The sequence below is a fragment of the Mycobacterium sp. genome (genome assembly GCF_036273375.1).
Taxonomy (GTDB): domain Bacteria; phylum Actinomycetota; class Actinomycetes; order Mycobacteriales; family Mycobacteriaceae; genus Mycobacterium.
Genome location: NZ_DASUHS010000107.1, coordinates 22813 through 36855 on the forward strand (window position 1 = coordinate 22813; position 14043 = coordinate 36855).

13 protein-coding genes, 1 tRNA gene and 1 pseudogene are annotated in these 14043 nt (G+C 66.5%); 5 read left to right on the forward strand and 10 right to left on the reverse strand.

Annotation, left to right across the window (positions count from 1 at the left end; translation table 11 throughout):
• Positions 1 to 13: 13 nt before the first annotated feature.
• Positions 14 to 86, reverse strand: a tRNA-Asn gene (locus VFW69_RS10680).
• Positions 87 to 225: 139 nt separating this feature from the next.
• On the opposite strand from VFW69_RS10680, the gene VFW69_RS10685 reads away from it, so the two are divergent.
• The gene (locus VFW69_RS10685; protein ID WP_526500973.1) at positions 226 to 504 is read left to right on the forward strand and encodes a hypothetical protein; all 279 of its coding nucleotides are present in this window, start codon (positions 226 to 228) and stop codon (positions 502 to 504) included.
• Here VFW69_RS10685 and dnaG read toward each other — a convergent pair.
• The 3 genes from dnaG to VFW69_RS10700 form a co-directional block, all read right to left on the reverse strand.
• Positions 488 to 2443, reverse strand: coding sequence for a DNA primase (dnaG, locus tag VFW69_RS10690; RefSeq protein WP_526500945.1), 1956 nt, complete (start codon positions 2441 to 2443; stop codon positions 488 to 490). The two genes, VFW69_RS10685 and dnaG, sit on opposite strands and share 17 nt — an antisense overlap.
• Positions 2444 to 2472: 29 nt before the next feature.
• Positions 2473 to 3090 carry a superoxide dismutase[Cu-Zn] gene (gene sodC, locus VFW69_RS10695; RefSeq protein ID WP_526500947.1) on the reverse strand — a complete coding sequence of 206 codons (618 nt, stop codon included), beginning with the start codon at positions 3088 to 3090 and terminating at the stop codon, positions 2473 to 2475.
• Positions 3091 to 3157: 67 nt separating this feature from the next.
• Positions 3158 to 4423, reverse strand: coding sequence for a deoxyguanosinetriphosphate triphosphohydrolase (locus VFW69_RS10700; RefSeq protein WP_526500949.1), 1266 nt, complete (start codon positions 4421 to 4423; stop codon positions 3158 to 3160).
• A gap of 142 nt (positions 4424 to 4565) precedes the next feature.
• Here VFW69_RS10700 and VFW69_RS10705 point away from each other — a divergent pair, with 142 nt between their 5' ends.
• Entirely contained in the window at positions 4566 to 6554 is a 1989-nt protein-coding gene (locus VFW69_RS10705) for a TPM domain-containing protein (protein WP_526500951.1), read from the forward strand.
• Positions 6555 to 6730: 176 nt separating this feature from the next.
• Here VFW69_RS10705 and VFW69_RS10710 read toward each other — a convergent pair.
• The 3 genes and pseudogenes from VFW69_RS10710 to VFW69_RS10720 form a co-directional block, all read right to left on the reverse strand.
• Positions 6731 to 6890: pseudogene (locus VFW69_RS10710) on the reverse strand (hypothetical protein); the annotation flags it as partial.
• 520 nt (positions 6891 to 7410) lie between these two features.
• Positions 7411 to 8640 (reverse strand): PPE family protein, encoded by a 1230-nt coding sequence (locus VFW69_RS10715; RefSeq protein WP_526500975.1) that lies wholly within the window; start codon positions 8638 to 8640, stop codon positions 7411 to 7413.
• Positions 8641 to 8892: 252 nt separating this feature from the next.
• On the reverse strand, positions 8893 to 10284 hold the full coding sequence (locus VFW69_RS10720) for a glycine--tRNA ligase (RefSeq protein ID WP_526500977.1): 1392 nt from the start codon (positions 10282 to 10284) through the stop codon (positions 8893 to 8895).
• Between the two features lie 192 nt (positions 10285 to 10476).
• On the opposite strand from VFW69_RS10720, the gene VFW69_RS10725 reads away from it, so the two are divergent.
• Together VFW69_RS10725 and VFW69_RS10730 are read left to right on the forward strand one after the other, a co-directional pair.
• Positions 10477 to 10905 (forward strand): ArsR/SmtB family transcription factor, encoded by a 429-nt coding sequence (locus VFW69_RS10725; RefSeq protein ID WP_526500953.1) that lies wholly within the window; start codon positions 10477 to 10479, stop codon positions 10903 to 10905.
• Complete coding sequence (locus VFW69_RS10730; protein ID WP_526500955.1) at positions 10902 to 11297, forward strand: Fur family transcriptional regulator; 396 nt, start codon at positions 10902 to 10904, stop codon at positions 11295 to 11297. The genes VFW69_RS10725 and VFW69_RS10730 overlap by 4 nt, the downstream gene beginning before the upstream one ends.
• Before the next feature lie 4 nt (positions 11298 to 11301).
• On the opposite strand, the gene VFW69_RS10735 is transcribed toward VFW69_RS10730, so the two are convergent.
• Genes VFW69_RS10735 through recO form a run of 3 tightly spaced genes read right to left on the reverse strand, consistent with a single transcriptional unit; the run spans position 11302 to position 13437 of the window.
• Positions 11302 to 11730 (reverse strand): hypothetical protein, encoded by a 429-nt coding sequence (locus tag VFW69_RS10735; protein ID WP_526500957.1) that lies wholly within the window; start codon positions 11728 to 11730, stop codon positions 11302 to 11304.
• Positions 11730 to 12647: a decaprenyl diphosphate synthase gene (locus tag VFW69_RS10740; RefSeq protein ID WP_526500959.1), complete on the reverse strand. Its 918-nt coding sequence runs from the start codon at positions 12645 to 12647 to the stop codon at positions 11730 to 11732. The genes VFW69_RS10735 and VFW69_RS10740 overlap by 1 nt, the downstream gene beginning before the upstream one ends.
• Entirely contained in the window at positions 12640 to 13437 is a 798-nt protein-coding gene (recO, locus tag VFW69_RS10745; protein ID WP_526500961.1) for a DNA repair protein RecO, read from the reverse strand. Before recO ends, VFW69_RS10740 begins: the two co-directional genes overlap by 8 nt.
• A gap of 61 nt (positions 13438 to 13498) precedes the next feature.
• On the opposite strand from recO, the gene VFW69_RS10750 reads away from it, so the two are divergent.
• On the forward strand, positions 13499 to 14043 hold a 545-nt coding region (locus VFW69_RS10750), incomplete at its 3' end, for an amidase family protein (RefSeq protein WP_526500963.1).

Here is a 14043-nt window from a genome sequence, read left to right on the forward strand (position 1 = left end):
GTAGGGAATTTTGCTCCCCCGCCTGGACTCGAACCAGGAACCCTTCGGTTAACAGCCGAATGCTCTGCCAATTGAGCTACAGGGGACTAACCCGATCGCGCGACGACTCTAGCGTACTGGCACGACCGCACCCAACTAGCGTGGACCGCCCCGACCGCAAGCGCGGCGCAGCGGGTCGCCGGCCGGTGAGGCAGGATGGAGCCATCGATCGTCGGGAGGAACGTCTTGATCCGGTATGTCGTGGTGCTTGGACTGGGTTACGTGCTGGGCTCGAAGGCCGGGCGTCGCCGGTACGAGCAGCTCGTCGGCACTTATCGCGCGCTGACCAGCAGTCCGGTGGCCAAGTCGATGATAGAAGGGGGACGCCGCAAGGTCGCCAATCGAATCTCCCCCGACGCCGGTTTTGTCACGCTGACGAAGATCGACGACCAGACGGCCATCATGGAACGCGACATCGAGGGCTCGGCCGACGACGCGCTGGCGCCGTCTAATCGCCGCCGCTAGCCTGCTCCAACAGACTGCGCCGGTAGGACTCCATCGCCACCAGGTCGCCGAACAGGGCGTGGTACTCGTCGCCCTGGTCGATCGGCGACATGCGCTGCAGCTTCGACTTCACTTCGGCGATCTGCCGGCCCATCCACACCTCTTGCAGCCGGGCCAGCACACCGCCGATGTAGCGCGGCAGCTTCTCCTCGTCGACCTGGATGGCCTCCACGCCCAGCTCGCTGGCCAGGCCGGCCGTCAGGGGCGAGGAGGCCTGCTCACGCACCGCCTCGATCCACTGCGCGCCCGTTACCCCGCTCGACGTACCGCCCGCGGTCTCGATGGCCGCGCAGATGGCCGCGTACCCGGGATGGGTGAAGCTTTCGACGGTCAGCGTGTCGAACACAGGTCCCGCGAATGCCGGGTATTGCAGGGCCGCCTTGAGTGCCTCCCGTTGTGGCCACAAGGTGGGGTCACGTGGGTCCGGACGGCTGGCGGCGGCCTGGGCCGCGGCCGGCGCCGGCTCGGCTGGGCGGCGGGATGCCTTGGGCGCAGAACCGCCGCGGGCCTGGGTGTTGGTGGTCTTGGCTTGCCTGCGCACCCGGTCGATGACCTGGGCGACGTCGTCCCAGCCGACCCATCCCGCGAGCTGACGGGCGTACTCGTCGCGCAGCGTGGGGTCCTTGATCTGGCTCACCATCGGCACGCAGCGGCGCAGCGCGGCAACCCTGCCCTCGGCGCTGTCCAGATCCATCTCGGCGAGCGCCGAACGAATCGCGAATTCGAACAGCGGCGTTCGCCGCGCCACCAGATCGCGCAGCGCGCCGTCGCCGGATTTCAGCCGCAGATCGCAGGGATCCATGCCGTCCGGCGCGACGGCCACAAACGACTGCCCCGCCAGGTTCTGCTCGCCGCCGAACGCCTTGAGCGCGGCGGCCCGCCCGGCCGCGTCGCCGTCGAAAACATAGATCAGTTCGCCGCGAAAGAAGCTGTCGTCCATCATCAGTCGGCGCAGCATCGACAGGTGCTCGTCACCGAACGCCGTGCCGCATGAGGCGACCGCGGTGCTGACCCCGCTCAGATGCATCGCCATCACGTCGGTGTAGCCCTCGACGACGACGGCCTGGTGTCCCCTGGCGATGTCGCGTTTGGCCAAGTCAATGCCGAACATCACGTTCGACTTCTTGTACAGCAGGGTCTCCGGTGTGTTGATGTACTTGGCTTCCATCGGATCGTCGTCGAACAACCGCCGGGCACCGAAACCGATCACCTCGCCGGCCGAACTCCGGATGGGCCACAACAACCGGCGGTGGAAGCGGTCCATCGGTCCGCGGCGCCCCTGCCTCGACAGGCCGGCCGCTTCCAGTTCTTTGAACTCAAAACCCTTGCGCACCAGATGCTTCGTCAGCGAATCCCAGCCCGACGGCGCAAAGCCGCAACCGAAGTGACGTGCCGTGTCGGCGTCGAAGTTCCGCTCGGTCAGGTACTGCCGGGCCGGTGCGGCCTCGTCGGATTCCAGCGCCGCCGCATAGAACTCCGCCGCCGCCGCGTTGGCCGCGACGAGCCGGCTGCGACTACCGCGGTCGCGCTGGACGCTGGTGGCCGGACCGGAGTAATTGATGGTGTGGCCGATCCGGTCGGCGAGCAGTTCGACGGCCTCGACGAAGCTGACGTGTTCGATCTTCTGGATGAACGCGTACACGTCGCCGCCCTCGCCACAGCCGAAGCAGTGAAAGTGGCCGTGGTTGGGGCGGACGTGAAACGACGGCGACTTCTCGTCGTGGAACGGACACAGGCCTTTGAGCGAATCGGCGCCGGCACGCCGCAATTGGACGTAATCGCCGATGACTTCATCGATGCGCACCCGTTCGCGGATGGCCGCGATATCGCGGTCGGGAATCCGGCCGCGACCCCGGGCACGGCCATCGCCCTCCGCGCGTGAACCTGCCGGGCTTGACATCGGCTCAGTGTAAGGCGCGACGGCGAAAGCTAGCCGCTACCGATGACACCGCAGGCGACCCGATCCATCGCGTTCTCGCTGTCCTGGGCGCCGTGCAGCATCAGCGCGGTCTTGTTGCCCGCCAGCAGATCGTCCCGGTTGAACGAATCGGTGGTGGTGACCAGGTACGCCGAGCCATCCTGACGAACTTCGAGCGACGCCAGATCGCCGCTTTCCGGCTTACCGGTGTGGCCGGGGGCCTGGTAGTGACCGCCGGCGGACAAGAAGTTTCCGGGTGCACCGCCGGTGGGAGCCACCGAGTTCGGCTCGCACTTGCCGATCTCGTGCACGTGCAGGCCGTGGATTCCGGGCGTCAGGATGCCGGGCGCGGCCGACTTCACGGTGACGGTCACATAGCCTCCGGTGAAATCGAAGGTCGCGGTGGCCGCCGAGCGGCCATCGGGCGTCTTCAGTTCTGCGGTGAGCGAGTTGCCGGCGGGTGCCGGGGTCGTCGTCTCACCGGACGACGTCGGAGCGGCACTCTTCACCGGGGGGGTGGTGCCCGGCTGGGTGCTCGCATGCTGCGGCGAACTGCAGGCTGTCATGGCGACGACGGGAAGTCCCATCAAGAAGGAGGCCACAAAGGGCGAGCCGCTGAATTTCCTCATGTCGGGGAGCCTAACTCGCGGCGGCCCCGCCGATTCCCGGACCGGACGACTTGATGCCCACCGACGGCTACGGCCCGGCCTGGCGGACGTCGACCCGTTCGAGCCGGCCCTCGGTGTACGACGCGATCTGATCGACGATTACCCGCCACCGGTCGCCGTCGTCGGCAGCGGTGTTGAATGCCGCAGCAAAGACCGGATCGAGCGTTCGAGGCGCCCCGGCATACAGCCAGTGCGCCACCCGGTGGATGCGTTCACGCTGTCCGGCTTGGGTTTCCTGATGCCGCGGATCGGACATGATGAATTGCAACGCCAGGATCTTCAGCAACGCGACCTCGGCACGCACCAGGTCGGGAACCTGCAATTCGGCCCGATAGCGCACCAGCGGTCCGGGACCGGCCGCCGCGCGGGTGGTGGCAATGGCGGCCGAGGCGAACCGGCCGACCAACTCACTGGTCAACCGCTTCAGCGCGACCGAAGCCGCGAGCGTGGCGTCGTACTTGCCGACGGCCGCGACCACCGGTAGTGCGGAGAGCCGTTGCGCGGCCGCCATGAAGTCGTCGGCACGCACCCGGGAAAATTCGGTCTCGCCCAGCTCGGCCAAAGCGGCGGCCTCGTCATCGTCGGCGAGCACCCGCAGATCGATGCGTTGAGACACCACGCCGTCCTCGACGTCGTGCACCGAATACGCCACATCGTCGGCCCAGTCCATGACCTGTGCTTCCAGGCACATCCGGCCCTCGGGAGCACCCGCCCGAACCCAGGCGGCCGGCTCGCGGTCGTCGCCGTAAAACCCGAACTTGAGTCGCCCCTCTCCGCGGGGCCACGGATACTTGGTGACCGCGTCCAGCGACGCGCGCGTCAAATTCAGCCCCGCGCTATTGCCTTGCGCATCAAGGACTTTGGGCTCAAGGCTGGTCAGGATTCGAAAGTTCTGGGCATTGCCCTCGAAGCCGCCGTAATTCGTTGCGACCTCATCGAGCGCGCTCTCACCGTTGTGGCCGTAGGGCGGGTGGCCTATGTCGTGGGCCAGTCCCGCCAGCTCGACCAGGTCGAGGTCGCAGCCCAGCCCGATCGCCATCCCCCGCCCGATCTGGGCAACCTCGAGCGAGTGCGTCAGCCGGGTGCGCGGTGTGTCACCTTCTCGGGGCCCGACCACCTGAGTCTTGTCGGCCAATCGGCGCAACGCGGCGCTGTGCAGAACCCGCGCCCGATCGCGGGCGAAGTCGGTGCGGTGCTGACCCTCGGTACCCGGCAGACCCGCAGTCTTCGGCGCTTCGGCCACCCGCCGCTGACGGTCGAAGTCGTCGTATGGGTCGTGCTGATTCCCGGTCACCGACGCACAGTCTGCCAGGGATCGCCTGCCGAAGTCCGGCTCGAGTAAGGCCTACTGGCGTGTGTCGCGGCGGGGCTGTGCCTAACCGCCCCCTCCTCATCAGGCCTACTGGCCTGCATCGTCGCGGGGCTAGATTGGCCCTATGCGCACCGCTCGCCTGATCGCCGTGATCGCGACGATCCTCACGGTCGGCTTCAGCGGCGGGTTGCTGCTGGCGCCGCCCGCCGGCGCGCAACCACCATTCCGGTTGGCCGACTACATCACTGACAACGCGGGAGCGCTGTCAGATTCCGGGCGCAGCGCGGTCAATGCCGCCCTGAGCAAGCTGTACACCGACCGCCACATCCGGCTGTGGGTGGTCTACGTCGACGACTTCTCCGGGCAGCCGCCGGCCGGATGGGCACAACGCACCGTGAGCAGCAGCGACCTGGGCGACTACGACGCGCTGCTGGCCGTCGGCACCATCAGTCGTGAGTATGCCTTCCTGGTGCCGTCCACGATCAAGAGCATCAACGCAAATCAGGTCGACAAGTTGCGGCGCAACAGGATCGAGCCCGCCCTGCACAACGGCGACTGGAGCGGTGCCGCGGTGGCGGCGGCCGACGGGCTGGACACCTCGCCGGGCTCGTCGGGCCGAGTGGCACTGCTGGCCGTATTGGCGGGCATTCTCGTCGCGTTGGCAGTCCTGTTGCTGGTCATGCGTTATCGCGGCGGGCGCCGCCGTGCCGCGGCGTTGGCCGCGGCACGGCGAGTCGATCCCACCGACGCCAATGCGCTGGCCGACGTGCCGCCGCAGGCACTCGACGACCTCTCCCGGGCACTGGTAGTGGACGTCGACAATGCGATACGCACCAGCGCCAATGAATTGGACCTGGCGGTCGCCGAATTCGGCGAAGACCGCACCCAGCCATTCACGCAGGCGGTGACGAACGCCAAAGCTGCTCTATCTCAAGCATTTACGATCCGGCAGCAACTTGACGACGCGATGCCCGAGACACCGGCGCAGCGCCGCGAACTGCTCACCCGGGTGATCGTCTCGGCGGCACGCGCCGACCGCGAATTGGATTCACAAACCGAGGCATTCGAGACGTTGCGCGATTTGGTGATCAACGCCCCCACCCGCCTGGACTCACTGACACAGCAGTACGTGGAACTCACCAGCCGCATCGCGCCTGCCGAACTACGACTTGCCGCACTGCACAAGGACTTCAGTGCTGCCGCGTTGACTTCGGTGTCCGGCAATGTCACGGCGGCCAAGGAGCGGTTGGCGTTCGCCGACCGCAACATCGGCACTGCCCGTGAGCTTGCCGCCCAAGCCGTCAGTGGACAGCAAGCCGGTCTGGTCGATGCCGTCCGGGCCGCCGAGTCAGCGCTGGGCCAAGCGCGCGCGTTGCTCGACGCGGTCGACCACGCGGCCGGGGACATTCAGCACGCCATCGACCGGCTGCCGTCGGCGATGACCGATATCCAGAACAACATCACGCGCGCACACGAACTGCTGCAGAAGACATCGACCGTCAAAACCGCGCACACCAGTGATCTGGTCGCGGCGCGCGACGCGGCCATCAGGGCCGTCGAAAGCGCACGAGCCGGTGCTTCCGACGATCCGCTGGGCGAGTTCGGACAGCTGACCAAGGTCGACGCCGGCCTCAACGGGCTACTGGCCACGCTGGCCCAGGAGCAGGCCGCCGCCGAACAGCTGGATCGGTCATTGGAGCAGGCGTTGTTCACCGCGCAGTCGCGGGTACGTGCGGTGTCGGACTACGTCGACACGCGTCGGGGCAGCATCGGTCCCGAAGCCCGCACCCGGCTCGCCGAAGCCAAACGGCATCTCCAAGCCGCGCAGGACAAGCGATCGAGGCTGCCGAACGAGGCGATCGCCCACGCCCATGCGGCGTCGACGCTGGCCGCCACGGCGCAGTCCCTGGCCAACGACGACGTGCAAATGGCGCAGCGGGCGTACATGGGCCGCGGCGGCAGCGACATGGGTGCGATGCTCGGCGGGATCATCATCGGCAACGTCCTCGGCGGAGGCATGCGGGGCGGATTCGGCGGCTGGAGCCCGACCTCGTTCGGCGGCAGCGCGAGTTCGTCCGGCGGCGGTTTCATGGGTGGCGGCGGCCGATTCTGAGTAGCGCCTCACGCCGGCGATCGCAAGGGATTTGGGCTTCCTCCGGTCTCAACCAGCTGCCGGGGAATGCGGTATCACGCCCTTGGTTCGCGGCACGGTGTCACCTTCCCACCCGCTCCGCGCACCATCTGCAACCGTTGTCGGGCGGGGTTCGTCGGCCATCTCGTCGGGAGCTTCGGCGCTGACTTCCGGCTTCGGCGCCCAATGGTCATAGTCATCTGGTGGGACGACCACGCCCCACTTGAGTGGAACCGACAGGCCACCGAGCATGCCGGACTCACCTCGAACTGCCGACACCGTGTCATCCGGCAACGGCGAACCGAGAGGCAAAAGCACCCCTGCCCCCTTCCACAGCCGATTAGAGTGTTCGGGCGCTGTGGCGAATAGAATTCACACTCACCGGTTCACATCGTAAGACAAACTGAAGAAAATATGCGGGAATCGCCGAATTTGCTTTTGTCGAGCACATGCTCAACGGCGCGCGATCCCATCGCCGGCTCCGCGACGACAGCCGCCCAGCGCCGCCACCCGCATGCACGAGGCCGGGTGTTTGACACTGGTTCGAAGCTTCGTGCGATGGCGTGCTGATTCCAGAGTCGTTGACGCACAAGATTTTAGGGGTGTCATCGAGGGCTGACTCCGATGGGGGGACAAGGTTGTCCAGCGCGTCGCGGTAGTCGGTTCTCGCCCCCGCGCGTCCGATGAACAAGTAGACCGCCGGCGGGGTTTTGCTAGACACACCGGATGAATTCCGCGTGGCGATACAACGCTTGTTTGGCGCGCACGCCCGCATATCCAAAATTATTAATTCGCCGCTTTGCACAATATGCACGTCTGCAACAGCAGCATCGTCGCACTATCCCGGCCGATTGCGTGGAACCACCTTGGGACGAGATCTCACCACCTGTGCCCTGGTCCCGCGGTCCTCGCCCTCAGGGCTCTTCTCGTCCACCGGCACCGCCGCCATCGGCACGCCACTGCCCGACCCGGTTGCTGCCGCCGCGGCCGGCGCTGCAGCGCCCACACCCGACATCGCCGGAGTGGCGATGTAAGCCGGCATCGACCCTTCCCACGCGGCGGGCACCGACATCGACCCCACGAACCGCGCACCACCTAGCCCCGCCGTCGCAACGCCCAAGGCGCCCAACCCCCCGCCGGCCAACGGCTGCAGGCCGGATAACGCGCTACCCGCGCTATGTGGCGCATCGAGGGGCGCGCTGGACGCACCGACCAACGCCGGTGCCAGCGACGGCGCCGACGCGGGTGGGGCCGCCGGACCGGCACTCTGGGCGAGCGTCACCATGGGCGTCATCAACGCGGTTGCCGGGTACGTTCCGGCCTGCGTGACGGTCGTCAATGCGGCCACCGGCGTCGACGAAAGCAGCGACGTCAAAGACGAGACGGCCGGCGACAGTGCAGAAAACGCCGACTGCAGCTGGGAGGCGAACGCGGTGCCCAGCGAGGACAGGCCCTGGAAGAACTGCGAGGCAAAACTCAGGGGTGCGGTCGCCAATCCGGCCAGGTCCGCCACCTCCGCGGACGGTGCGCCACCTCCCAGGGCCGCGGGTGGCGCGCTGAAATTCGGCAATGCCTGTGCCATCGATTGAGCACCGGCCTGATAGCCCAACATCGCGGCCACATCCTGCGCCCACATCTCGACGTACTCGAGCTCGGTCTGTGCGATCGCCGCCGTGTTCAGGCCCAAAAAATTCGTCGCGATCAAGACGAGCAGCCGCGTCCGATTCGCCAACACCTCCGGCAGCGGCACCGTCGCCACCAGAGCCCCCTCGAAAGCCAGGGCCGCCATCCGGGCCTGCAAGGCCGCCACCTCGGCCTGTGCCGCAGCAATGAGCAACCAGTCCACGTAGGGCGCCGCGGCCGCGGTCATCGACATCGACGACGGCCCCAGCCAGGGGCCACTGGCCAAATCCGAAACCACGGTGTGAAAAGACGACGCCGAGGACGACAGATCGACCGCCAGCCCATCCCACGCCGATGCTGCCTCGAACAGGGGTCCGGCGCCCGGGCCGCCAAATATCAAGGCCGAGTTGAGCTCAGGAGGGAAGAACACAAACGCGGGAATCAATCGCAACCCCAACCGACCGAGTCAACGGCTCCTGCCCCGGACGGCTCGACGTCCACCCGAGGCCTTTAGCTACCTACTTATACCCCAGTGGGGATCGTAAGGCACCCTCACGCGAAAGGCCGAACTTCATGCAAACCTTATTTCGCAAAACCCGGCGTCAGTGATGACGCATCGACACCGGGCGCAACGATTCGGATGTGCCCCCATGTAACGGGACAGAAAACCTGCGTGACGGGGCCCAGGAGTAGGCGATTAACAGCCCTTGAGCCGCACCGCCAGATACTCCGAGACGGCATTCATCGCGACCCGTTCCTGGGACATGTCGTCGCGCCGGCGCACCGTCACGGCGTTGTCCTCGAGTGAATCGAAATCCACCGTCACGCAGAACGGTGTGCCAATCTCGTCCTGGCGCCGATAACGTCGCCCGATGGCACCGGCGTCGTCGAAATCGATATTCCAAAATTTGCGTAACTCGGCGGCCAAGTCTCGCGCTTTGGGACTCAAGTCGGCATGGCGGGACAGCGGAAGCACCGCAGCCTTGACCGGAGACAGGCGCGGGTCGAGGCGCAGAACCGTGCGTTTCTCCATCTTGCCCTTGGCGTTCGGGGCTTCGTCCTCCACGTAGGCGTCGATCAAGAACGCCATGAACGACCGCGTCAGGCCGGCGGCCGGCTCGATGACATACGGCGTGTACCGGGTGTCGGTGACCTGGTCGTAGAACGACAGGTCGACGCCGGAATGCTTTGCATGCGTCGACAAGTCGAAATCGGTGCGGTTGGCGACACCTTCCAACTCGCCCCACGGATTACCGGCGAAACCGAACTTGTACTCGATGTCGACGGTGCGATCGGAGTAGTGCGACAACTTGTCGGCCGGATGTTCAAATAACCGCAAGTTCTCCGGGTCGATACCCAGCTCCACATACCATTGCAGCCGGGTGTCGATCCAGTACTGATGCCATTCCTTCGCGGTCGACGGCTCGACGAAGAACTCCATTTCCATTTGTTCGAACTCGCGGGTCCGGAAAATGAAGTTGCCCGGGGTGATCTCGTTGCGAAAACTCTTGCCGATTTGCCCGATACCGAAAGGCGGCTTCTTGCGGGCAGTCGTCACCACGTTGGCAAAGTTGACGAAGATGCCCTGCGCGGTCTCCGGGCGCAGGTAGTGCAGGCCCTCCTCGGTCTCGATCGGACCCAGGTAGGTCTTGAGCATCATGTTGAACTCGCGCGGCTCGGTCCACTGGCCCGGCTCGCCGGTCTCTGGGTCGCGGATGTCGGCCAGGCCGTTGGGCGGCGGATGCCCGTGTTTGGCTTCGTAGGCCTCGATGAGATGGTCGGCGCGATAGCGCTTGTGGGTGATCAACGACTCGACCAGCGGGTCATGGAAGACCTCGACATGGCCGGAGGCAACCCACACTTGCCGCGGCAAGATGATCGATGAATCCAGGCCCACGACGTCGTCGCGACCGCTGACGACCGAGCGCCACCACTGCCGTTTGATGTTCTCTTTGAACTCCACACCCAGCGGGCCGTAGTCCCACGCCGATCGGGTGCCGCCGTAGATCTCTCCGGAGGGAAAGACGAAGCCGCGCCGTTTGGCCAGGTTCACTACGGTGTCGATGACGGACGCCACGGGGTGGTGCACTCCCTTTCCGGGTTTGGGCGAGCACGCGCGGCGGTCAACCGCGGTGCGCAGAGCATCAGTCATGGTAGCGATCGACGCCGCGGTCTTTGACATGCATCATCATGCATGTGACAGTGGGTGGCAGCCGATAACGACATTCAATGGCGGATACTTTTCCCACTACCTGGCACTTCTCGAGGTGATGCCGCTCCCATGATGACGTCCCCCTCACCTTCTGCCTCGATGCCGGCCGCCGACGACGGCGACGCGGACCTCGGCGTGGTCGGCCACGATCCCGGCGCGCTCGGCGCCGGTGGGCACCCCGGGCTGGCCGCCTACCCCGTCCCACCGCCGCGGGACATCCTCGATGCCGCCGGTGAGTTGTTGCGCGCGCTGGCCGCGCCCGTGCGAATCGCCATCGTGTTGCAGTTGCGCGAGTCCCATCGATGCGTGCACGAGCTGGTGGATGCGCTCGGCGTGCCCCAGCCGCTGGTCAGCCAGCATCTGAAGATTCTCAAGGCGGCCGGGGTGGTCACCGGGGAGCGATCCGGTCGCGAAGTGCTGTACCGGCTCGCCGATCATCACCTCGCGCACATCGTGGTGGACGCCGTCGCGCACGCCAGTGAGGAGCCGCGCCAATGACCGGAACCAGCGTCCGCTCCACCCGACAGCGTGCGGCGATCTCCACGTTGCTGGAGACGCTCGACGAGTTTCGCTCGGCCCAAGAGCTGCATGACGAGCTGCGCCGCCGCGGCGAGAATATCGGCCTGACGACCGTTTACCGGACGCTGCAGTCGATGGCCGCGGCGGGGATGATCGACACGCTGCGTACCGACACCGGCGAGTCGGTCTACCGCAGGTGTTCCGAGCACCATCACCACCACCTGGTCTGCCGCAGCTGCGGCGCCACCATCGAGGTGGGCGATCACGAGGTCGAGGAGTGGGCGGCGGAAGTGGCCGCCAAACATGGCTTCACCGACGTCAGCCACACCATCGAAATTTTCGGTACCTGTTCGGATTGCGACGGCCGATAGCCGATCACGCCAGCAGCGTCCGACGTATCCCGGCGCCGGTATCCAGCACCAACAAGATCAGCGTCCTCAGGGCTTCGTCAGTCAGGCCGCCGCCAGGAAAGTTATAACGCAGCATTACGTCGGCGGTTTTCGACGCCCCCTTACCCGAATTACGTTGCACGGCCTTCTCATTGAGCTTCTCGATCAGGCTCACGCTGCCGAAATTGCTGTCGCGGGCCTGGGCGGCGACCTGCTCGCTGACCTTCTTGGTCAGCGGCAGATCCCACGCCAAGATCTGGGTCAGCGACACCAGATCGAGGCCCTCGGCGATGTTCACCACGCGCAACGAGGCGATGGTGCCGTCGTGGCGCACCGTGACCGCGCCGTCGGGCTCCTCCTCAAGGGGAAGGACGTCGCCGAGTATCGAAGCCAGTCGTTCCTGCAGCGACGGCACTATGCGCTCCCGAATCTGCGGTTGCGAGAAGCGTATTCGTCACACGCCGCCCATAAGTCGCGACGGTCGTAGTCGGGCCACAGCTTATCCTGAAAGACGTACTCGGCGTACGCCGCCTGCCACAACATGAAATTGCTGGATCGATGCTCCCCCGAGGTCCGCAGGAACAAATCCACGTCGGGAATGTCGGGACGCTGTAGGTGGTGCGTCACCGTCGACTCGCTGATGCGCTCCGGGTTCAGCCGGCCGGCGGCGGCCAAGCGCGCGATTTCCTTTGTCGCCTCGGCGATTTCGGCGCGGCCACCGTAGTTGACGCAGTAGTTCACGGTGATGACGTCGTTGTCCTTCGTCATGTCTTCCGCGATCGCCAATTCATTGATCACGCTGCGCCACAGGCGTGGCCGCGAACCCACCCACCGGATCTTGACCCCGATCGTCTTCAGGTTCACCCGACGCATGCGCACCACGTCGCGGTTGAACCCCATCAGGAAGCGGACCTCCTCGGGGGAACGCTTCCAGTTTTCTGTGGAGAAGGCGTAGAGGCTGAGCCATTTGATGCCGAGTTCGATTGCACCGCAGACGATGTCGATGACCACCGCTTCGCCCGCCTTGTGTCCGTCGGTGCGGGTCAGGCCCTGTTGGGTGGCCCAGCGGCCGTTGCCGTCCATCACGATGGCCACATGATTGGGCAGTCGGTCGGCCTCGATTCTGGGCGGGGCGGCCTTGGAGATGTGCTGTGGTGGCCGGCACGGCCCCCCGTCGGGGGACGGCGGCAGCTCCGGAAAGACGACCGGCCAGGTCGACTTGTCGGGAAACACCGGATAGTCGTCGGGCGCGGGGGGCAGCTGCGGGAAATCGGCTGACGCCGTGGCGGGCTCGACCTTTCGACCCGAGCCGCCGGCCCAGAGTTTAGCCACAGTCCATATCCTGCCCGATCAGCGCCGCGCGCTGATCGGCGATGGTGCGATCGACGTGGTACGTCCGTTCCACGAGCGGCAACGTCTTGAGCTGCCGCTCCAAATGCCACTGCAGGTGCGCGGCCACCAGACCGCTGACGTAGTTGCGGTGCGATTGCGGCGTCTTTTCGGCGAAGCCCCAATCGCCGTCGTGGAGCGCGGACATCAGGTCCAGCACGCCCGGCGGCGGCGTCGTCGAACCGGCCGGGCGGCAGTGTGTGCAGACGCTGCCGCCGGCGCCGACGTGGAACGCCCGATGGGGGCCGGGCGTGGCGCAACGGGCGCACTCACCCAGCGCCGGCGCCCATCCGGCGATGCCCATCGCGCGCAGCAGGTAGGCGTCCAGCAGGAGGTCCCGGGACCGCCGGCCGTCGGCCACCGCCCGCAACGCGCTCACCGTGAGCCCGTGCAGGGCCGGGGCGGGCGCGCGCTCCTCACCGGCGAGGCGTTCGGCGGTTTCCAGCATGGCGCAGCCGCAGGTGTAACGGCCGTAGTCGCTGACGATATCGGTGGCGAACGCGTCGATGGAGACGACCTGGGTGACGATGTCGAGGTTGCGGCCGGGATGCAGTTGCGCGTCTATGTGCGCGAACGGCTCCAGCCGCGCACCGAATTTGCTGCGGGTCCGGCGCACGCCCTTGGCTACCGCGCGGACCAGCCCGTGATCACGAGTAAGCAAGGTGACGATCCGGTCGGCTTCGCCGAGCTTGTGCTGGCGCAACACAACAGCTCGGTCTCGGTATAGCCGCATCACAATAGTTTTGCACCCCGCCGCGACATTACGGGTATCCGCGCCGTTAGTCTCGTACCCCGTGATTGGCGCATCTGGGTTGGGTCCTGGGTCCATTTCCGGATCCGGCCACCGGCGCCTGCCCACACTCACTGACCTGCTCTATCAGCTGGCCAGCCGCTCGGTGACGTCCACCACACTGGTGGGTCGCTCCCTGCACGCCATCCACGCCAGCCAGCCCACACTGAACGCCTTCCGGGTGGTGCTCACCGAATCGGCGTTGGCCGACGCGGCGGAGGCCGACCGGCGACGCGCCGCCGGGGACACCGCCCCGCTGCTGGGGATCCCGATCGCGGTGAAAGACGACGTCGACGTCGCCGGGGTGCCCACCGCCTTCGGGACCGAGGGGTGGGTCCCGCCGGCCACGCACGACGCCGAGGTGGTGCGCCGCCTCAGGGCGGCCGGCGCCGTCATCGTCGGCAAGACGAACACCTGCGAACTCGGCCAATGGCCGTTCACCAGCGGGCCCGGTTTCGGGCATACCCGCAACCCCTGGTCGCGCCGGCACACCCCCGGCGGATCATCGGGCGGCAGCGCCGCGGCGGTGGCCGCGGGCCTGGTCACCGC

Coding starts and splice junctions, on each gene's coding strand:
- dnaG (WP_526500945.1), bottom strand. CDS start 2,443: ATGTCAAGCCCGGCAGGTTCACGCGCGGAGGGCGATGGCCGTGCCCGG.
- sodC (WP_526500947.1), bottom strand. CDS start 3,090: ATGAGGAAATTCAGCGGCTCGCCCTTTGTGGCCTCCTTCTTGATGGGA.
- VFW69_RS10705 (WP_526500951.1), top strand. CDS start 4,566: ATGCGCACCGCTCGCCTGATCGCCGTGATCGCGACGATCCTCACGGTC.
- VFW69_RS10725 (WP_526500953.1), top strand. CDS start 10,477: ATGATGACGTCCCCCTCACCTTCTGCCTCGATGCCGGCCGCCGACGAC.
- VFW69_RS10730 (WP_526500955.1), top strand. CDS start 10,902: ATGACCGGAACCAGCGTCCGCTCCACCCGACAGCGTGCGGCGATCTCC.
- recO (WP_526500961.1), bottom strand. CDS start 13,437: ATGCGGCTATACCGAGACCGAGCTGTTGTGTTGCGCCAGCACAAGCTC.